This is a genomic window from Arthrobacter sp. 01N444 (genome assembly GCF_056399305.1).
Map to the genome: position 1 here is coordinate 41,488 of NZ_JBFTRB010000023.1, position 18,305 is coordinate 59,792.

At 69.1% G+C, this 18,305-nt stretch carries 17 protein-coding genes; 11 read left to right on the plus strand and 6 right to left on the minus strand.

Features of this window, described 5'->3' with window-relative positions; all coding sequences use genetic code 11:
- Positions 1-4 precede the first annotated feature (4 nt).
- On the minus strand, positions 5-328 hold the full coding sequence (locus AC1DKN_RS19605) for a YegP family protein (protein WP_308288883.1): 324 nt from the start codon (positions 326-328) through the stop codon (positions 5-7).
- An 80-nt stretch (positions 329-408) separates the two neighbouring features.
- On the minus strand, positions 409-2,151 hold the full coding sequence (locus tag AC1DKN_RS19610; protein WP_476872250.1) for a bifunctional 3'-5' exonuclease/DNA polymerase: 1,743 nt from the start codon (positions 2,149-2,151) through the stop codon (positions 409-411).
- A 134-nt stretch (positions 2,152-2,285) separates the two neighbouring features.
- On the opposite strand from AC1DKN_RS19610, the gene ssd reads away from it, so the two are divergent.
- The 8 genes from ssd to AC1DKN_RS19650 all read left to right on the plus strand — a co-directional run bounded on the left by ssd (position 2,286) and on the right by AC1DKN_RS19650 (position 9,831).
- Complete coding sequence (ssd, locus tag AC1DKN_RS19615; RefSeq protein WP_476872251.1) at positions 2,286-3,395, plus strand: septum site-determining protein Ssd; 1,110 nt, start codon at positions 2,286-2,288, stop codon at positions 3,393-3,395.
- The gene (locus tag AC1DKN_RS19620) at positions 3,392-4,732 is read left to right on the plus strand and encodes a TadA family conjugal transfer-associated ATPase (protein ID WP_476872252.1); all 1,341 of its coding nucleotides are present in this window, start codon (positions 3,392-3,394) and stop codon (positions 4,730-4,732) included. The genes ssd and AC1DKN_RS19620 overlap by 4 nt, the downstream gene beginning before the upstream one ends.
- Complete coding sequence (locus tag AC1DKN_RS19625) at positions 4,729-5,628, plus strand: hypothetical protein (RefSeq protein WP_476872253.1); 900 nt, start codon at positions 4,729-4,731, stop codon at positions 5,626-5,628. The genes AC1DKN_RS19620 and AC1DKN_RS19625 overlap by 4 nt, the downstream gene beginning before the upstream one ends.
- A 16-nt stretch (positions 5,629-5,644) precedes the next feature.
- Entirely contained in the window at positions 5,645-6,256 is a 612-nt protein-coding gene (locus AC1DKN_RS19630) for a type II secretion system F family protein (protein ID WP_476855525.1), read from the plus strand.
- 339 nt (positions 6,257-6,595) lie between these two features.
- Positions 6,596-8,302 (plus strand): hypothetical protein, encoded by a 1,707-nt coding sequence (locus AC1DKN_RS19635; RefSeq protein ID WP_476855526.1) that lies wholly within the window; start codon positions 6,596-6,598, stop codon positions 8,300-8,302.
- Between the two features lie 253 nt (positions 8,303-8,555).
- Positions 8,556-8,882, plus strand: a complete 327-nt coding sequence (locus AC1DKN_RS19640) for a DUF4244 domain-containing protein (RefSeq protein WP_476850273.1) — start codon at positions 8,556-8,558, stop codon at positions 8,880-8,882.
- Complete coding sequence (locus AC1DKN_RS19645; protein WP_476859265.1) at positions 8,879-9,349, plus strand: TadE family type IV pilus minor pilin; 471 nt, start codon at positions 8,879-8,881, stop codon at positions 9,347-9,349. The genes AC1DKN_RS19640 and AC1DKN_RS19645 overlap by 4 nt, the downstream gene beginning before the upstream one ends.
- The gene (locus tag AC1DKN_RS19650) at positions 9,349-9,831 is read left to right on the plus strand and encodes an Rv3654c family TadE-like protein (RefSeq protein WP_476872254.1); all 483 of its coding nucleotides are present in this window, start codon (positions 9,349-9,351) and stop codon (positions 9,829-9,831) included. Before AC1DKN_RS19645 ends, AC1DKN_RS19650 begins: the two co-directional genes overlap by 1 nt.
- A gap of 182 nt (positions 9,832-10,013) precedes the next feature.
- Here the strand turns inward: AC1DKN_RS19650 and AC1DKN_RS19655 are convergent, their stop codons facing one another.
- Both AC1DKN_RS19655 and AC1DKN_RS19660 read right to left on the minus strand, forming a co-directional pair.
- On the minus strand, positions 10,014-12,440 hold the full coding sequence (locus AC1DKN_RS19655) for a DEAD/DEAH box helicase (RefSeq protein ID WP_476872255.1): 2,427 nt from the start codon (positions 12,438-12,440) through the stop codon (positions 10,014-10,016).
- A gap of 162 nt (positions 12,441-12,602) precedes the next feature.
- Entirely contained in the window at positions 12,603-13,295 is a 693-nt protein-coding gene (locus AC1DKN_RS19660; RefSeq protein WP_223913610.1) for a GNAT family N-acetyltransferase, read from the minus strand.
- A gap of 117 nt (positions 13,296-13,412) precedes the next feature.
- On the opposite strand from AC1DKN_RS19660, the gene trhO reads away from it, so the two are divergent.
- Positions 13,413-14,306, plus strand: a complete 894-nt coding sequence (gene trhO, locus AC1DKN_RS19665; protein ID WP_028277710.1) for an oxygen-dependent tRNA uridine(34) hydroxylase TrhO — start codon at positions 13,413-13,415, stop codon at positions 14,304-14,306.
- A gap of 34 nt (positions 14,307-14,340) precedes the next feature.
- On the opposite strand, the gene AC1DKN_RS19670 is transcribed toward trhO, so the two are convergent.
- Both AC1DKN_RS19670 and AC1DKN_RS19675 read right to left on the minus strand, forming a co-directional pair.
- Positions 14,341-14,886, minus strand: a complete 546-nt coding sequence (locus AC1DKN_RS19670) for a DUF6023 family protein (RefSeq protein ID WP_476872256.1) — start codon at positions 14,884-14,886, stop codon at positions 14,341-14,343.
- Positions 14,887-14,996: 110 nt separating this feature from the next.
- Positions 14,997-15,455, minus strand: coding sequence for a hypothetical protein (locus AC1DKN_RS19675; RefSeq protein WP_476872257.1), 459 nt, complete (start codon positions 15,453-15,455; stop codon positions 14,997-14,999).
- Between the two features lie 204 nt (positions 15,456-15,659).
- Between AC1DKN_RS19675 and AC1DKN_RS19680 the strand changes: the two genes are divergently transcribed.
- Together AC1DKN_RS19680 and AC1DKN_RS19685 are read left to right on the plus strand one after the other, a co-directional pair.
- The gene (locus AC1DKN_RS19680; RefSeq protein ID WP_476872258.1) at positions 15,660-16,439 is read left to right on the plus strand and encodes a MerR family transcriptional regulator; all 780 of its coding nucleotides are present in this window, start codon (positions 15,660-15,662) and stop codon (positions 16,437-16,439) included.
- Between the two features lie 91 nt (positions 16,440-16,530).
- Positions 16,531-18,210 carry a DUF7059 domain-containing protein gene (locus AC1DKN_RS19685; RefSeq protein ID WP_476872259.1) on the plus strand — a complete coding sequence of 560 codons (1,680 nt, stop codon included), beginning with the start codon at positions 16,531-16,533 and terminating at the stop codon, positions 18,208-18,210.
- Positions 18,211-18,305: the final 95 nt, after the last annotated feature.

Sequence of the window (18,305 nt, forward strand, 5' to 3'; positions counted from 1 at the left end):
CCATCTAGCCGGCAGCCACCGGGCTGCCTGCCAGGGGAGCCATCGCCCGTCCTCCCGACCTGCTGGAGGCGACCCGCCGGTGAGCGCCGGAATGATCCACAACCAGGCCGGTCGCGGCGTTCTCGCGCACGGCGTTGATGCCCGCCGCCGCGCTCTTGATGGAGCTGAAGAGCGGGGACACGGCCACTACCGTGCCATCCGCCGCCGTCAACCTGAAGAAATAAGCCTTGTCGCCAGCTTGCGCGATCTCAAAAATGCCAGCCAAACCTGTGCCTCCCCAATATCCTTGCGTCGTTGCAATAGCCGGCGGATCGTACGGGAAATTCACCGGCCTTTCCGAGGGTAGCCCGGTGACGGAGCGCACACAACGCTACCGACGGGTACGTTACAGGCGGTGACTTCGGTCACTCATTTGGCATTGTCGTACGAATCGACGACGGCCACGCTGACCGGAAATTCGACCGGAATGCGGCCGAACAAGAGCTCCTTCGCGGCATTTGCGGAGTCCTCGATCGCCTTGATGCAATCCCCGACGGCGGATTCGGGACAGTGGACCATCACCTCGTCGTGGAGGAAGAACACCAGTTCGCCGGCGGCTGCGCCGTCCGACCGTATGGCGCGAAGCCTCCGTCGCAGTTCCGCGAGCCAGCATGCCGCCCAGTCAGCGGCCGAGCCCTGGACCACAAAGTTCCGGGTGAAGCGGCCGCGCGAGCGTGCGATCGAGTCCGCCCGGCGCTGCTCTTCCGCGGTGGTGGAGTGCTGGCTCTGCAGCCAGCGCTCCGACGGCGGCGGGCTGCTCCGGCCCAGGCGCGAAGTCACGGTCCTGCCGGCTTCGCCGTCGCGGGCAGCCTGCTCGACGAAGCCCACGGCGCGGGGGTAGGTGCGGGCCAGCTGGGGCATCAGCCGGCCGGACTCGCCCGTGGTCGCCCCGTAGATTGCTCCAAGGAGGGCCACCTTCGCCTTCGCCCGGTCGCCGCCGAAGCCTTGGGCGGCAATGCCGGCGTAGAGGTCCTTGTCCCGGGCGGCTTCGGCCATTTTGGAATCCTGGGCCAGCGCCACGAGCACGCGCGGCTCCAGCTGCGAGGCGTCGGCAACGATCAGTTTGTGGCCGGGATCGGCGTGGACCGCGCCGCGGACCTGGCGCGGGATTTGCAGCGCCCCGCCGCCCCGCGACGCCCACCGGCCCGAGACCACGCCGCCCACCACGTACTCAGGCTGGAACCTGCCGTCCTTCACCCAGGTATCAAGCCACGCCCAGCCGTTGGCCGCGTGGAGACGGGCCAGTTTCTTGTAGGCCAGCAGCGGCACGATCACGGGGTGGCTGGATTCTTTCAGCTCCCATTGGCGGGTGGTTTTAACTTCGATGCCGTTGCGGTGCAGGGCGCGCATGAGCTCCTGCGGCGAGTCCGGGTTCAGCGCGGGCGACTTCAGCAGCAGCCTCAGTTCGGCCGTGAGCGATTCGAGTTTGGCCGGACGCTGACCGGGAGCCGGGCGGGGTCCGAGGTGTTCTGCGAGAATCTGCTCGTGGAGTTCCTCCCGCCACGGGACGCCGGTGTGCTGCATTTCGGCGGCGATCATGGCTCCGGCGGATTCCGCCGCGAGCAGCAGCTGGAGCCGTTGGCGCCGGCCGGCGTCAGGGACGACGACCGTGCCGGAGGCCGTTCCGGGCGCAGGTCCCGCCTGGCGAAGGGCCTCCTGCTGCGCGGCGTACTCGGCGCGGAGAGCCTCAATGGATTGGCCGGGACGCCGGCCGGAGGCCGGGGCATCAAACAAGGCCCCTTGTTCCGGCGGCGGGGCAGGAGGCTGCAGCCCCCGCGGGGGCTGGTTCAGCTCGTCGTCCTGGGTCAGCTTCTCCGCCGCCTGCGCGTAGCCGGTGTGGGCGGTGAACTCCGAGTGGGCCAGGATCGAACCGCACAAGGTGAGGTCGTAGCAGCGCTCGAGTTCCACCCCGGCGCGCAGCAACGCGGGATACCAGTCCTGCGTACGGTGCCAGATCCAGCGCGGGTGCCGCTCCTCAAACTCGCGCACAATTCCGGCGAGGTCGCCGGCCCTGACCACACGGGGTTCCGGATTGGAGGGTTCGGGGGCGCCATCGGCCGTGAGCTGCTGCAGTGCCGCGCCGTCGGCGTGGGCAGCGAGCAGCAGATACATAGGATCAATTCTGCCCTGCTCCGGGACGTGGTCTGTGCTCGGTCCCCGGCCGCGGTGCAGGAAAGACGCCGGACTTGTCCACATAGCCCACGACGGCGGTTCCGCTGCGGTCCCGGCCCGGGCACAGTGGCAGCATGAACAGGCACCAGGACCGTGGCCCAGGCTCACCGCCACCGCGGGCGCATGAGCCCTGGACCCCCGGGGATTCCGCGGAAATCCTGCTCGTAACCGGCGCCGATGTGCTGCGCAGCGAGGTGGAACGCATCGTCGCAGCAGCCGGGGGCCAGCTGCGGACGGTGCAGGACGTTGCCGAGGCCGCGCCGTTCTGGGACGCCGCGGCCGCCGTGCTGGTGGGCAGCGACATCCGCGGGTTGCCGCCCCGGCGGAGGACCCCTGCCGTGATGCTCGGCCTCGAAGGTGACGGAGAAGGGTTATGGCATCTGGCCGCCGCCGTCGGGGCCGAACGCGTCGCGGTGTTGCCGGACGCGGCCGCCTGGCTGGCGGAATACCTGAGCCGGTCCCGCGCCCCGGAAGCCGGCGGCCTGGTGCTGGGTCTCACCGGCGGCTGCGGCGGTGCCGGGGCCACGACCGCCGCCATCTGGATCGCGCAGGCCGCCGCCGGGGCCGGGATCCGGGTGCTGCTGATCGACGGCGACCCCCGGGGCGGAGGCCTGGAACTTGCGCTGGCCGCCGAGGAAACCCACGGGCTCCGCTGGCCGGATCTGGCCGGGGTGAGCGGCAGTATCGACCCCGCCCAGCTGGAGGAGTCGCTGCCGGTCGCCGGCGGATTCTCCTTCCTGTCGTGGCCGGGAACCCGTGACAAAGCCGCCGGGGTGGACGCGACCACCGTGGCCGCGGTTCTTGACGCCGCACGCCGCGGCTGCGAATTGGTGGTGCTGGATATCGGCCGGGAACGGGAGGCCCTGCGGGCCTTCGCCGGCGAATGCGACCGGATCATCGTCGTGGCGCCCGCCCGGCTGCGGGCCGCCGTCGCCACGGCCTGGCTGCTGCAGGAGCTTCCACCCGTGGACACCGCGCTCGTGGTCCGGGCCAGTCGCGGCGCCGCTTTGGATGCGCCGCTGATCGCCGGCTCCGTGGGGCTTGTCCTTCAGGGCATCATGCCGGACATCAAGGATCTGGCCGGGGCAACGGAACTCGGCCGCCTTCTCGAAACCGGCCGGCAGCGCGCCGTCCGCCGGTTCGCGGCCGGACTCCTTGAGCTGAACGGCGGAGACGGCTCATGAGTGCCCACGCGGCCGTAGAACCGGCCGGACCGGAACGTCCGGCCCGGCGGGCACCGGGCCGCCGCCGCTCGCAGGGATTTCTCGACCAGACGCTGCTGGAGTCCGTGCGCGAGTCCGTCATGGCCGATGCCTCCCCGGTGACCCCCTCAAGGGTGGCGGCCGCGGTCCAGGCGAGCGGGCGGCTGCTCGGCACGGCCGGCGCCCTGGCCGCAGTGGAGAGCATCAGCGCGGAATTGAACGGCCTGGGCCCCCTGCAACCGCTCACCCGTGATCCCGCCGTGACAGACATCTTTGTCAACGGGCCGGACTCGGTCTGGTTGGACCGCGGCCGCGGTCTGGAAAAGGCGCCGGTCGTCTTTTCCGGGGAACCGCAGATCCGGGCCCTCGCCGCGAGGCTGGTGGCAGCCGGTGGCCGCCGCCTGGACGACGGTTCGCCGTGCGTCGATGTCCGGCTCGACGGCGGCTACCGGGTGCACGCGGTGCTGCCGCCCATTTCCACGGCCGGGACCCTCCTGAGCGTGCGGATCCGCCGGGCCACGGTCTTCTCCATGCCCGAGCTGAAGCGCGCCGGCATGTTCGGGGCCGGGACGCCCGGGAGCCTGGTCCAGTCCGTGCTCGAACGCATGGTGGCGGCCAGGCTGAGCTTCCTCATCAGCGGGGCCACCGGTTCGGGGAAAACCACGTTACTGGCGACACTGCTGGGATTGTGCCACCCGGGGGAGAGACTCGTCCTGATTGAGGACGCCGCAGAACTGAATCCCGTCCACCCGCACGTCGTCTCGCTGGAATCCCGGCACGGAAACCTGGAAGGCGGTGGCGCCGTCGACTTGGGCGAACTGGTCCGCCAGGCCCTCAGGATGCGGCCGGACCGGCTGGTGGTGGGCGAATGCCGCGGCGCCGAGGTCCGCGAGCTGCTCTCGGCGATGAACACCGGACACACCGGAGGCGGCGGGACCATCCACGCCAATGAGGCGGCGGCTGTGCCTGCCCGGCTGGCGGCCCTCGGCGCGCTCGCCGGCATGGGCCAGGACGCGGTACGGCTGCAGGTCGCCAGCGCGATCGACGTCGTCGTGCACGTCGAGCGGACCGAATCGGGCCGCCAGGTGGCGAGCGTTGGAATCATGGAGGTCCTAGACTCGGGCCTCGTTGTCGCCGCCGCACTGGAGATCCAACAGGGCGAGCTCCGCTTCGGCGGAGCCTGGCCGCTGCTGGCGCGCCGTCTCGGCCTGGATCCCGGGTTGGCCGGGGCGGACCCCTCCGAACTGCAGGCGGCGCTGCCGGCAGGACGGCCGCCGGGTTCCGGCCGCGAATCCCTCCAGCCCTGGACGCAGCGATGACCGTCTTCCTCATCGTCGTTTTGGTCCTGGCCGTGTGGCTGGCATTTCCCACCCCGCGCGCGGCCGGCCATCGTACCCGCAGGGCCTTGCACGCCGCGGGCACGCGAGCTCCCGCGGCCTACGGGTCCCCGGGATCCCGCCCAGGACGGGCCGTCGGGGGCATGACCCGTTGGCGCGGCAGGGGAGCCGCCGATGCCGGGCCCGTCCCCATGACAGTCCTGGTCCAGCAGTTGGCCGCGCTGCTGAAGGGAGGGCGCATCCCCGCCCGGCTGTGGGATGAACTGTGGGCCCTGTACGGCGGTGACACCGCGCGGGACGGGCCGGCGGCCCAGGCCGCAGTTCACAGCGCCGGCCAGCCCCGCACCGCAAACGGCGCCGGCACGGTCCTCGGCCCGGAGTCCCGCAGGATCCTCGCAGCCGCGCGTGGCGCCGCCCGGCGCGGGTCTTCCGTGGCCGCGGCCATCCGCCGCGAGGTCTCCGCGGTCACTGCCGGTGCGGGCGCCGTCGTCACGGTCACCACGGGTGCCGTCGGCAACCGGGCCCGCCGCGACGTGCGTGTGTGGGGCGAGCTCGCCGCATGCTTTGACACCGCTGAAGCCAGCGGTTGCCCCCTGGCCGATGTCCTGGCGCGCTTTGCCGCCCACCTTGAAACGGAGGACGACGCCGAGGCAGCGCGGCAGACGGCCTTGGCGGGCCCCCGCGCGACCGTTCGTCTGCTGACCTGGCTGCCCCTGTCGGGCCTGGGTCTCGGCCTGCTGCTCGGCGTGGACCCGGTGGCGACACTGCTGGGAACTCCCTGGGGCCTCGCGGCGTTGGCCGCAGGCGTGGCGCTGACCGCCGTCGGCCGGTTGTGGTCCGCAAGGCTCGTCCGCGCCGCGGCGGAAGCACCAACGTGACTCCGCGGTGGTCGCCGTGAGGCCCGAACTTGCCGGATTCGTGATGGCAGCGAGCCTTGCCGGGGCAGCCGCAGTCGTCCTCGCCCGCCCGGGCCGTGTCCGCCGGCGGCTCCGGCGCCAGCTTCGGGCCCCTGCTGGCGGGGCCGCCCGGCGCCCGACGGTCCACGACGCCGGCCGGCACGGACGTCACGGCCTCCCGGGCCTGCGGGACACCGCCATGATGCTGGAACTGATCGGCGCCATGCTGGATGCGGGAGCCGGACTTGGCCGGTCCCTCGACCTCGTGGCCGCCCTCATGCCACCGGAACTCGGGCGGCAGCTTCGGCCGGTTGTGTCAGCCCTCGCAATCGGTGCGGACTGGGGCACGGCATGGCGCAGCTCCGGTGCCCGGGCGCCCCAACTTCAGGCCCTGCGCGACGCTCTTTCCTTCGCCGCGCTTACCGGCGCCCCCTCCTCAGCGCTCCTCTATGCCCAGGCGGCCCGGCTCCGCCGTGAACGCAACAGGGCCGCCGAGCAGCGCGCGGCCACGCTCGGGGTGAAGCTCGTGGTGCCGCTGGGCCTGTGCTCCCTGCCGGCTTTCGTCTGCCTCGGCGTCGTGCCCGTGCTGCTGGGGCTGCTGCGGGCGTGATGCCGGCAGCCCGGGGATCACCCCGGGCCCAAGGTTTATTCAAGTTGCTGGGGGATACCTTTGGGGCAGGCACCGTCGGAGTATGAGCGGTCTCGTGCGTCGGCTTCTCACAGCACCTCCTTGGCGCCTCGAATCCCGGAGTATCTGGGGTCTCGTACTAACTGGGAGCCATGCCAGGGGGGCAGATCAATGATTCGACTGTATAAAGCGGGCGTGATTGCAGCGCTCAACCTACTAGTGTTGACCGGTTTGGCGGTCGGTGCCAGTCCGGCGTCCGCCGCCGTACCGACCTGTCAGCCGGGAGCACCCCAACCGACCAACCAATACCCTGGCACAACGGTGATTGCCACGAACTTCGAGTCCGGAAGCCTCACCACTGCAGGCTTCGCCGCCGCATTCACCGCGGGGACAGGCACTGCCGATGTCTCCTCGGCACAGCAGCACTCGGGCCGCTGCTCAGCCTTTGTTCACGTCACCACGGATGCCGGGTCGGTGGCCAATTTTTCCGCACCACTTCCTGCCGGAAACAATGAGGTCTACGCCGACGGCTGGTTCAACATCACCAAAGAGGGCGTCGCCGGCAACAACGTCCCGTACTTCCGCTTCTTCAACGGGACTACCCGGTTCATAGACGTCTACCGATCCAACGGCGGCGTCGGCCCGATGTGGCTGCGGGTCGCGGCGCCCGACGGAACCCTCCGCTACACCCCGATGAAAGTCAATGTCCCCCTCGGCACCTGGCACCATATCGTCACGCACGTCGTCGCAAATGGGGCCTCCTCCACGGTCGAGGTGATCTTCGACGGCAAACTCCTGTATTCCAGCAAGCAGATCGCCACGGGCTTTACCGCGGTCACCAAGATGCAACTCGGTGCCGAACACCGGCGGCAGGCAGGCGACAGCTTCATTGACGACGTCGTTATCAAGGCCGGAAAGGCGGCCGCCCAGCTGCCCGGAACGTTTGCCCCGATTGCCCCACAACGGTTCCTCGACACCCGGAAAACGGTGCCCGTGGGTGCCGATAAGGCCGTCTCCTTCCAGGTTGCAGGGGCTAATGGGATCCCGGCAAATGTCGCGGCGGTCGTCTTCAACCTGACCGTCACTGAAGCAAAATCCATTGGTTACATCACCGCCTACCCCTCCGGGACAACAAAGCCGGATGCATCCAATGTGAACTTCCGTGCCAACCAAAACGTGCCCAACCTGGTAACGGTCAAGGTGGGTGCGGACGGAAAAGTGGCGCTGTTCAACAGATCCTCCGGCACAACCCACCTCATCGCCGATGTCACCGGCTACTACGTCACGGGGACGCCAGCGACGCCGGGTGCCTTCCAAAGCCTCGCGCCAAAGCGGCTGCTGGACACCCGGTCCACGACGGCGCTTGCAGGGGATTCCACCGTGTCCCTGCAGGTTGCGGGGACCAACGGCATACCGGCATCTGCCGCTGCTGTGGTCTTCAACCTCACAGTGACCGAGCCAACAAGGATCGGCTACATTACGGCCTATGCTTCGGGCTCGGCGCGTCCGGACGCGTCTAACCTCAACTTCAACGCCGGACAGACAGTGCCGAACCTGGTCACGGTCCCCATCGGTCCAGACGGAAAAGTCACACTGCTCAATCGTTCGTTCGGACGTTCGCACCTGATCGCAGACGTTGCCGGCTACTACCTCGGCGGCACGCCGTCAGCAACCGGTGCGTTCAAGGCCACGGGTCCATCCAGGATCCTCGACACCCGAAACGCAACGGCTGTTCGCCCGGACTCCACGGTGTCCTTCCAGATTGCCGGCGCCAACGGCATCCCCTCGAGCGTCCTGGCGGCTGTCTTCAACCTGACGGTCGTGTCGCCCCAGTCCATCGGCTACATCACCGCCTACCCCTCCGGTTCCACCCGTCCGGACGCGTCCAACCTGAACTTCTCCGCCGGACAGACTGTGCCGAACCTGGTCTCGGTCCCCGTCGGCTCAGACGGAAAGGTGACGTTGTTCAACCGGTCCTCCGGATCCTCACACCTCATCGCCGACCTCGCGGGATACTTCCTGCCTTAGGAACGCGGGTGACCCGCACCAACTGAACCCGAGGGGCTGTCGTCGCAGTGCGGACCGCAGCCCCTCGGGTTCAGCCCTGTCCTGGCCCGGGCGAAACGCCGGCGGACCAGGGCTTTGCGTTTGGCGGCCGTTGGCCGACCGGAAAGGGCCAGACACTTCTCCTCCACAGGCCGCCACAACGGCATCTTCGGGCACGTTTTCCACTTAGCTGCCATCGGGGCTTATGGCGCGACGTGCAAGCCGGGAGAGTCGAATCAGCCGGCGATCACGCCGGTGTCCCGTGGAAGGAAAGCAGATGTCAACAAATCAGGACACTCCCGCTGCACGTCGCATCGAAGCAGGGGAGGGCGGCGTTGCGGAGGTCTATGAGATCTACCCCGGCGCCAGCTCGGTTGTTCCCGTTCAACCGCGGGGCCGCACAGGGCCGCCGGCCGCGCAGGCGGGAATGGCTACCGCTGAATATGCCATCGCAACCCTGGCCGCCGTGGGTTTCGCCGGGGTCCTAGTGTTCATCATGCGCAGCGATGAGGTCCGCGGGTTCCTCCTGAACCTCATCCGGACGGCGCTCACGTTGCCATGAACGGACTCTGGCGCGCCCGGGGGAGCGGCGGCCGGGGGGAGCCGCCGCCGACGGGGGAGTGCCGCGGGGCCGTCACTGCTGAGTTCGCCGTCGCGCTGCCCTCGGTCGTTCTCCTGCTCTCCGTGCTGCTCGCGGGTTCGGCGGCCGGGGTGATGCAGCTGCGGGTTGAGGAAGCGGCCCGCGGCGGTGCCCGGGCGGTGGCGAGGGGAGCCGCGGCAGGCGAAGTCGGTGAGATTGTCCGCCGTCTCGCCGGCGACGCGGCGGACTCCGAGGTGACGCACGACGGCGAGTGGCACAGGGTCACCGTTTCCGGCCGGGTCCCCGGGGCCGTTGGCTCCCTGGTTCCCTGGGCCCTCAGCGCCAGCGCGTGGGCGCGTGCGGAGGCTCCCGGCGCGGCACAACGGCCCGGGCTGGACGAGCCCGAACTGAAAGGCGTCTCCCGTTCCCCGTGGCAAGGCGGCACATGATGTCGCCTGCACCTGCACCTGCACCTGCACCTGCACCTGCACCTGCACCTGTCCGTGTCCGTGCCCGCGGGCCGCGACCCCGGAGCCCGAATCCTGCCCACCCCCGGCACCGGTGGACTTCTTCAGAGCGGGGGTCGGGGACCGTCCTGGCCCTGGGACTCGGACTGGTGGTCATCATGGCGTTGGCCCTGCTGCTTCTTTTGGCCGAATCGGCCGTTGCGGCATCGAGGGCTGCGGCGGCCGCCGATCTGGCAGCGCTGGCTGCGGCGGATGCCGCGCGGGGCATCACGTCCGGCGAGCCCTGCGCTGTGGCTCGAAAGGTCGCACTGAAGAACAACGCCACGCTGGCTGCCTGTGCTGAAGGACCGGACGACACCGTTCAGGTGCGCACCGAGTTCAGCGCCGGACCGTTCCTCGGGGCGGCCACGGGACTGGCCAGGGCCGGACCGCCCCCTGCGGCCGGGAACGGGCCGGCACCGTGAAAGATGCACCAACTCCGGCGGTCGCCAGAAGCCGCGCATCCGTCTGCGGCCTGGCGTACGGCCCTGCCGCCGCCCGGTTCCCACGAACCTGCCTGCCGCCCCGGCTCACACGAACGTACCGCCTTGCCGCCCCGGCCCCGAACCTGCCGGCCGTCGCCCACGAACCGGCCGCTGAGACGTGGTCAGGCGCGGAGCGGCTGGGCGGGCTGATCGTCCGGGGTCCTGGCCGCGGCGGCCGTTGTTCCGGGATTGCCGGCGTGCATGAGGTCGGTGGCGTCTTGGAGCAGCACATCGATCAGTGTGACGGCAGCGTCCTTGTCGAGCGGGTTGTTCTTGTTGCCGCACTTGGGTGACTGGACGCAGGAGGGGCAGCCGGACTCGCATTCGCAGGCCTTGATGGCGTCGCGCGTGGCGGTCAGCCACAACCTCGCCTTGTCGTAGCCGCGTTCGGCGAAGCCGGCCCCGCCGGGATGGCCATCGTAGACAAAGATGGTGGGCACTCCGGTATCGGCGTGGATGGCCGTGGACACTCCGCCGATGTCCCAGCGGTCGCTGGAGGCCACCAGCGGAAGGAGTCCGATGGCCGCGTGCTCGGCAGCATGCAGCGCTCCGGGGAACTGTGCCTCGATCAGCCCAGCGCCGGTCAGCGAGCGGTTGTCCATGACAAACCAGACCGCCTTGGTAAACAGGTCCCTGGCGCCCAATTCCAAGGGTTCTTCGCCGAGGATCTCGTTCGAAATTAACGCCTTGCGCTGGAAGGAGACCACCTGTGTTGTCACTTTCACATCGCCGAAATGCACGGCCACATCGCCCCATTGGGTGGTGCGCTGCGTTTCAAGGACCTCGATCTGGGTCACGTCCCGGGCGGTCGTGTAGTAGTCCGGGTTCGCCCGCCGCACCACCACACAGTGATCGTCCTCATTCAGGTCTTCGACCACGTAGCTGTCGCCCTGGTGGACATAGATGGCCCCTGTGTGGGCCTGGTAATGGGTCTGCGGCGAATCCATGGTGCCGAGCAAGGAGCCCGTCTCCGCGTCCACTATGCTCACCGGACCTCCGCCGTCGGCCCGGAGGTTCACCATGGCTGCGGCATTTTGCGGATGGGTCCAAAACCATCCTGCCGGCCGTTTGCGCAGGTAGCCCTGCAGGACCAGGCGGTCCAGCAGCTTCTCAGCGGTGGCCCCGAAGAGCTCCAGTTCGGCGAACCCGAGGGGCAGTTCCGCGGCGGCGGCGCACAGGTGGGGGCCCAGAACGTATGGATTGGAGGGATCGAAGACCGTGGCCTCCACCGACACGTCGAAAATCGCCTCGGGGTGGTTCACCAAGTAGGTGTCCAGCGGGTCGTCGCTGGCCACGAAGGCCGCGATCGCGTCCTGGCCGGCGCGGCCCGCGCGGCCGATCTGCTGGAACAACGACGCGCGGGTGCCCGGCCAGCCTGCGACCAGGACTGCATCGAGACCGGAAATGTCAATGCCCAGCTCCAGCGCGGACGTGCTCGAGACGCCCAACAGTTCACCGGAGCGCAGCGCCTTTTCCAGGGCCCGCCGCTCCTCCGGCAGATAGCCCGAGCGGTACGCGGCCACACGCTGCGGCAGGCTGGGATCCACCTCGTCGAGGAGGCGTTTGGCGATGGAGGAAATCGACTCTGCCCCGCGCCTGGACTTGATGAACGCAATGGTCCTGGTCCGGGAGGACACCAGGTTGGCCAGCAGGTCGGCGGTCTCGGCGACTGCAGTCCGGCGCTCCTTGGCACCGTTTTCGCCCCGGAGTTCGGTCAGTGCCGGCTCCCAAAACGCCACCGTCGTGGACCCGTGGGGCGAACTGTCTTCGGAAACGGCCCGCACGGGCGCGCCGATCAGCCGGCCGAAGGACTGCCCGGGTTCAGACGCCGTGGCGGACGCCGCGATGAACACCGGTCCGGGATGCGAGCCGCCCGGGCTGTAGTAGGCACAGATCCGACGCAGCCGGCGCATGAGGTTTGCCACATGGGAGCCGAAGACGCCGCGGTAGCTGTGGGCTTCGTCCACGATCACGTAGCGGAGGCGCCGGAAGAACCTGGCCCACCAGGCATGGTTCGGGAGAATGCCGAAGTGCAGCATGTCCGGGTTGGCGAGGATGAAGTTCGCGTGGTCCCGGATCCAGCGCCTGGACGCGGGATCGGTGTCGCCGTCGTAGGTTTCGGCCCGGACTGTGGGGAGCTTCAGTGCCCTGATCGCTGCGAGCTGGTCGGCGGCGAGCGCCTTGGTCGGGGACAGGTAGAGGGTCACGGCCCCGTCGTCGTGGATTTTCCCGGGATCGGACAGGACCCTGAGCTCGGAACGGTGGATCGCGTCCAGGGCCGGCAGCTGATACGCCAGGGACTTGCCGGACGCGGTGCCGGTGGCGATGACCACGTTCTCTCCGCCGTGGGCCAGTTCGGCGGCGCGGACCTGGTGAAGGTAGGGCTCGTGGATGCCCAGGGAACCGTAGGCTGCCACGAGATCCGGGTGGGACCACTGCGGCCACGGCGCATTGACGGCCTGGCGGGCGGGGATCGTCCGCACATGACGCAGCTGTTCCGGGTCCGGACCTCGGCCCAGCAACGGAATCAGGGACTCATGCGGGTTCACTCACATATTCTTTCATCCGCCCTCAAATCGCCCATGCCCGGCACGCAGCCCGGCACGCAGCCCGGCAGACGCTGCGGCTTCTCGCGGTGGCTTCGGCGCGGCTGCCCGGCAAACGCGTTGCCCCGGGCGCGGGCCCGCCGGACGGCCGGCGCTCGCGGCGCCTCAGCCCACGGACAGGTCGGCCCCTTCGTCTGACGTCGACAACATCAGGACGTGGCACACCTCGCGCCAGCCGAGGTGCGAATAGAGTTTTTGGCCGTCCAGCGAGGCGAGCAGCAGCCCGGAGTCGACGTCGTGTTCGAACGCCTGGGCTGCCAGGGCCTTCATGATGAAGCTGCCCAGCCCCCGCCGCTGGTAAGCCTCTGACGTCACGATGTTGTCGAAGATGGCGGTATGTCCCACCACAAACACGCGTCCGCTCGCGGCGACGTCCTCGCCGGCGCTGACCACCGCGTGGTGGACGCCGTCGGTCCGGGACGTCTCGAGCCTGAGGTCGTCATCCGAAAGCCAGGGGTCCTCCGAATCCTGGGTCTCCATGTCCACGATCATCATGGTTTGGGAGGCCGAGGTGACATGCAGCCCATTCCGCTGCCCCAGTATGGTGAATCGGGCCACATCGTTGGTGAGGATGGTGAGGACCCGGGCCGGCGCTTCGGCCGTCTTTGCCGCCAGCGCCTCGAACTCCGCGTCGGACGGATCGTAGGCGAAGTACTCCCATTCGTGGGTGGTGTCACCGCGAAAGGCCGCGGGGAACCTGCCCTCCCTGCGCGTCTCATATCCGCGGCAGCCGGCCCATCCGGCAACCCAGATTTCCAGCAGGTGAGTGGTGTCTTCAACCATGGCGTCAAGACTCATGTGATGAGCGTATTCCAGCAGTGCCACAAGCAACAGGGGCCGGGTCGGGGGAAGCCGCTTGCTTATCCAATTGTGACTGTCGCCCGGCCGCCCGCCCCAGCAAGTACCCTTAAAAGCGTGGCTTTGAACAGGATTGTCCTCTTTTACGGATTCACCCCCCTGCCTGACCCGGACGCCGTCCGGCTCTGGCAGCGCGCCCTGTGCGAAAAACTCGGACTAACCGGCCGCATCATCCTTTCCAAGGACGGCATCAACGCCACGGTCGGCGGAGAACTGAACGCCGTGAAGCAGTACGTCAAAACCACGCGCGAGTACAAGGGCTTCCAGGGCATCGACGTGAAGTGGTCCGATGGCGGCGCGGCGGACTTCCCGCGGCTCAGCGTCAAGGTGCGGGACGAAATCGTCTCCTTCGGCGCCCCGGGCGAACTCAAAGTCGACGCCGGCGGAGTGGTGGGCGGCGGAACCCACCTCAAACCCGAGGAACTCCACGAACTCATTGAAGCCAAGAAACAGCAGGGCGACGAAGTCGTGTTCTTCGACGGCCGGAACGGGTTCGAGGCCCAGATCGGCAAGTTCAAGGACGCCGTCGTTCCCGATGTCGCCACCACCCACGACTTCATCAAGGAACTCGACTCCGGCAAATACGACGCCCTCAAGGACAAACCGGTTGTCACCTACTGCACCGGCGGCATCCGCTGCGAGGTGCTGTCGAGCCTCATGGTGAACCGCGGGTTCAAGGAGGTCTACCAGCTCGACGGCGGCATTGTCCGCTACGGCGAGGCCTTCAAGGACCAGGGCCTGTGGGAGGGCTCACTGTATGTGTTCGACAAGCGCATGCACGTCGAGTTCAGCGGGGACGCCAAGACGATCGGCGAGTGCGTCCGCTGCTCGGCACCCACGAGCAAGTTCGAAAACTGCTCGAATCCGTCCTGCCGGACCCTGACGCTCTATTGCGCCGGGTGCGCCGCGAGCCCCGATACCCTGCGGTGCCCCGAGGGCTGCGCCGCCTGAGGCGCGAGCCGGACATTTGGCCGGCCGGGAACCCTCAGATGCGGCTCACCCGGTACGCAAAGTTTGCCGGTGCGTTCGCATCCACTTTGATGGAGAGCGACGCATCTGCGGCCAGTTGCACCACGTTCACCCTGGACGTCCCGCACCGGAGGCTCAGGTCCACGAGTTCGTTCTCACCGTTCTCGATGGAAAAGGACACACGGCGGGTGCTCCGGCAGGCCAGGGTCAGGGCGTAAGTACCCTTGGGCAGCTGGGCTGTAGTCTCTTTGCGCTCCTCGTCCGCCTCCAGCGTCCCGAAACCCGTCTGGAAGACCTGCCCCTCGGCGTCGGGCAGTACGGCATCGACCCAGTCATCCAGTTCCTCGCCCGTCACCGGCTCGTTGAGATGGGGGTCCTGGGGCAGGGCGGCGTCAGTGGTCGGCGGAGGGGCAGCGGAGGTCGATTCATCGTCCCAGTGGTCGGCGCTGTATTCATAGGCGCAGCCGGACAGGGCTGCCCCGAGAAATACCGCAACTGAAAGCACCACGGCGGCCGCCGGGGTGCGCCGTCGCGGCACCCTGCTCGCCGGCACAGTTGGCATACCCTGAGATTAGGGCGGCCCGGAATCAAACGCCAGAGGCCAAAGGTCCGGGTCGGACAGGCCTTCAGGGGGCACCGGGCCGGACGCCACGAACCGGGCTGCGGCGGGTGCTACTCGGACGACGCCAGGTGGTACGCGTAGAGAAGCGGGGCATCCACACTGGACGTGCTGAGCGTGACCTTGCCCGCGCCGGGCACTTTGATGCGAGCAGTTTCGCGGCTGCCGTTGCAGGCGGCTCCGGCTTCGGCGAGCTGGCTGCCGTCCAGGCTGACGGCGAAGAACGCCTTCCCGCCGCCGTCGCACGTCATGGTCAACGTGTAGGTGCCGGCGGGAACGCCGGACGCGGTCCGGACGATCGGATCCCGGTTCAGGATTTTGCCGGCATCCTCCAGCACTGTTCCAGGGGCGGAGGGCAGCGCGGTGGCCTTCCACGCCGGGACATCGGCGCCCTCAATCGAACCGGCCGGGGAACATGCCGCTGCAGCCAGTACGACGACGGCGGCGGCCACACCGGTGAGCGTCCGCCGGGCCAGACGGGCGGCCGGGACGTGGGAGGAAGGGAAAACCATGCCTCAAACTTACCGTCTCGCAGGCTCCCCTCCGGCCGCGCCGCCGTCCCGGGCGCCCTCTCCCTGCGGGCCCTTGACTTTGACGCTGCGTCAAAGTTTAGAGTCGAAGCGATGGCCGGCAGCGATGGCCGGAAGCAGCCGGTCGGCACGGTAACAGCGGGGGTCCGAGGAACGCGGGCCTCGAAGGAGCAGAAGGGTGGAGGCATGGACTGGTCCGTTCAGCAGATCGCGAAATTGGCCGGCACCACCGGCCGGACTTTGCGTCACTACGACGACATTGGCCTGCTCAGGCCGAGCCGCACCGGCAACAACGGCTACCGGTACTACGGCCAGGAATCCCTGGTCCGACTGCAGCGGATCCTGCTCCTGCGCGACCTGGGGCTCGGGCTGCCGGCGATCGCGGACGTGCTCGGCAACGAGGCGGACGCGGAGCATGCACTGGGCCGGCACCTGGCGTGGCTGCTGCAGGAACAGGACAGGCTGGGGCGGCAGATTGCCGCGGTCCGTCACACCATTGAGGCATTGCAAACGGGAGGAAAGATCATGGCGGAGGAAATGTTCGACGGTTTCGACCACACCAAGTACCAGGAGGAAGTCCAGCAGCGGTGGGGCAAGGACGCCTATGCAAAGTCCGACGCCTGGTGGCGCAGCATGGGGGCCGGGGAGAAGGCTGCCTGGACGGAACAGTCCCGGCAGCTCGGTGCCGAGTGGACGGCTGCTGCGGCGTCGGGAGTCCCGGCGGACAGCGCGCAGGCGCAGGACCTGGCCCGGCGCCACGTCGAATGGCTCAGGGGAATCCCCGGCACGCCGGCGTCACCCGCAGCGGGCGGCAGCCCGGCGGCAGGTGGTGGCATCAAGGGGTACGTGACGGGGCTCGGCGAGATGTACGTGGCCGATCCCAGGTTCGCCGCCAACTACGGCGGTGAGGACGGCGCCGCCTTCGTCCGGGACGCGCTGAAAATCTATGCCGAGAACGAGCTCTAGCCGGACCCGCACGCCCCAAGCCCAGCCCCGGCGCTGACGGGCCCAACCCAGGTCCCACCCCATGGCCCGGCCCCCGGACTAAACTTGTCCGGTGACTTCCTCAGCGCAAGGCCCCGCCGCACCCTCCCGTTCAACGCAGGCTCCCGCAGCCCCGTTCACGGCCGGCAACACCCCGGACGCTCCGCGCAGCGACCTCGCCGGCCTCCTCGAGGCCCTGGCCGCGGACCTGCGTGCGATTGGCTACACCGTGGACGGGGTTGCGGAGCTGCTCGGCGAGGCCGCGCACTCGGCCCTGGGCCGGGACCAGCTCATCCCGGCCCTGATCGTCACCGGGCGTTCCCTCGGGGAGCCGGCGACGGCGGCGCTCGCCGTCGTCGTGCGTCTCTGGCTTCTGTCCGAGCCGCAGCCCGCGGCGACGCTCGACGCCGCCCTCCCCGGCATCCGTACCAAGGGGCTGGTGGAACTTGGGCTCGTGGAGCCTGCGGGCGGGGACCTGGTCCAGGCCAGGGTGGACCTCAGGCCGTACGGCTGGGACCCGACAGTGGGGGAAGACGGGACCAGCGCCGGCGGAGCAGACCTCTGGGTGGCCAGCGACCTCGCGGCCCACCAGCGCGCCGGCGTTCTTCGTCACGACCATGTCCTGGGGATTGGGCAGGCCTCCACCACCCTGGTCCAGGTCACCGCCCGCCGCCATGTTGCCAAGGCCCTCGATCTCGGCACCGGCTGCGGGATCCAGACCTTCCACCTGCTGCACCACGCCGAGCACGTGACAGCCACGGACATCTCCGAACGCGCCTTGGCGTTTACCCGGTTCAACCTGCTGCTCAACGCCGCCGAGCTGCACCTGGACCCGGCCGACCTTGACGCCCGCGTCAGCCTGAGGCTCGGATCCCTGCTGGACCCCGTCGCGGGGCAGGAGTTCGAGCTGGTGGTCTCCAACCCGCCCTTCGTCATCACCCCCCGCAGCCTGGGCGAGACCGCCACGGACCAGTTCACGTACCGCGACGGCGGCCTGCCGGGGGACGAGATTGTGTCCTCGCTGGTCCGTGTGCTGCCCTCGGTCCTTGCCCCGGGCGGAACGGCCCAGCTTCTGGGCAACTGGGAGATCACGGCCGGCGCCGGCTGGGCCGACCGGCCCCAGAGCTGGGCCGGCCCGGCCACCGACGTCTGGTTCATCCAGCGCGAGCAGGTGGGCCCCGAGCAGTACGCCGAGACCTGGCTGCAGGACGCCTCGGAAAGCCGCGACCGCCGGCTCTACGCGGACTCGTACGCGGCCTACCTGGACGACTTCGCCTCGCGCAATGTGGCCGGAATCGGCTTCGGCATGATCTGGCTGCGGAGGCCTGCCGACGGCGCGGGGCGGGTGCTGTCGCGCTTCGAGGAGATCACCTACCCGATCGAGCAGCCGGTAGGGCCACACCTGGGCGCCGCCGTCGAGCGTGCCGACTGGCTGGCCGGCCATGATCTGGCCGCCGCCCACCTGCTGGTCGCGGAGGACGTCACCGAAGAACGGCACCAGCGCCCCGGTGCGGAACACCCCGGCGTCATCCTGCTGCGGCAGGGTGCCGGGCTGCGCCGCACCAACCTGCTCAGTACCGAGCTGGCGGGCCTGGTCTCAGCGTGCGACGGCGACCTGTCCGTCGGGCAGATCATCGGCGCCCTCGAGGCGCTGCTGGGCGGCTACGAGGGGTTTGACAGCGCGGAGTTCCGCGCCGGCCTGCTCGAGGAAGTCGGGAACCTCGTCCGCGACGGCTTCCTGCTGCCTGCCTGATACCGTCGCGGCCGTGCCCGCCAACAACGGTTCGGCCGCGGCCTTGGCCGGCAACGCCGCGTACGCCGCTGCCCCGGCCGCCGCCTTGGCCGCCG

Bases quoted from the DNA above. Each gene is read 5' to 3' on its own strand.
- AC1DKN_RS19610 (WP_476872250.1), bottom strand. From the start codon at position 2,151: ATGTATCTGCTGCTCGCTGCCCACGCCGACGGCGCGGCACTGCAGCAG.
- ssd (WP_476872251.1), top strand. From the start codon at position 2,286: ATGAACAGGCACCAGGACCGTGGCCCAGGCTCACCGCCACCGCGGGCG.
- AC1DKN_RS19620 (WP_476872252.1), top strand. From the start codon at position 3,392: ATGAGTGCCCACGCGGCCGTAGAACCGGCCGGACCGGAACGTCCGGCC.
- AC1DKN_RS19625 (WP_476872253.1), top strand. From the start codon at position 4,729: ATGACCGTCTTCCTCATCGTCGTTTTGGTCCTGGCCGTGTGGCTGGCA.
- AC1DKN_RS19645 (WP_476859265.1), top strand. From the start codon at position 8,879: ATGAACGGACTCTGGCGCGCCCGGGGGAGCGGCGGCCGGGGGGAGCCG.
- AC1DKN_RS19650 (WP_476872254.1), top strand. From the start codon at position 9,349: ATGTCGCCTGCACCTGCACCTGCACCTGCACCTGCACCTGCACCTGCA.
- AC1DKN_RS19660 (WP_223913610.1), bottom strand. From the start codon at position 13,295: ATGAGTCTTGACGCCATGGTTGAAGACACCACTCACCTGCTGGAAATC.
- AC1DKN_RS19670 (WP_476872256.1), bottom strand. From the start codon at position 14,886: ATGCCAACTGTGCCGGCGAGCAGGGTGCCGCGACGGCGCACCCCGGCG.
- AC1DKN_RS19675 (WP_476872257.1), bottom strand. From the start codon at position 15,455: ATGGTTTTCCCTTCCTCCCACGTCCCGGCCGCCCGTCTGGCCCGGCGG.
- AC1DKN_RS19680 (WP_476872258.1), top strand. From the start codon at position 15,660: ATGGACTGGTCCGTTCAGCAGATCGCGAAATTGGCCGGCACCACCGGC.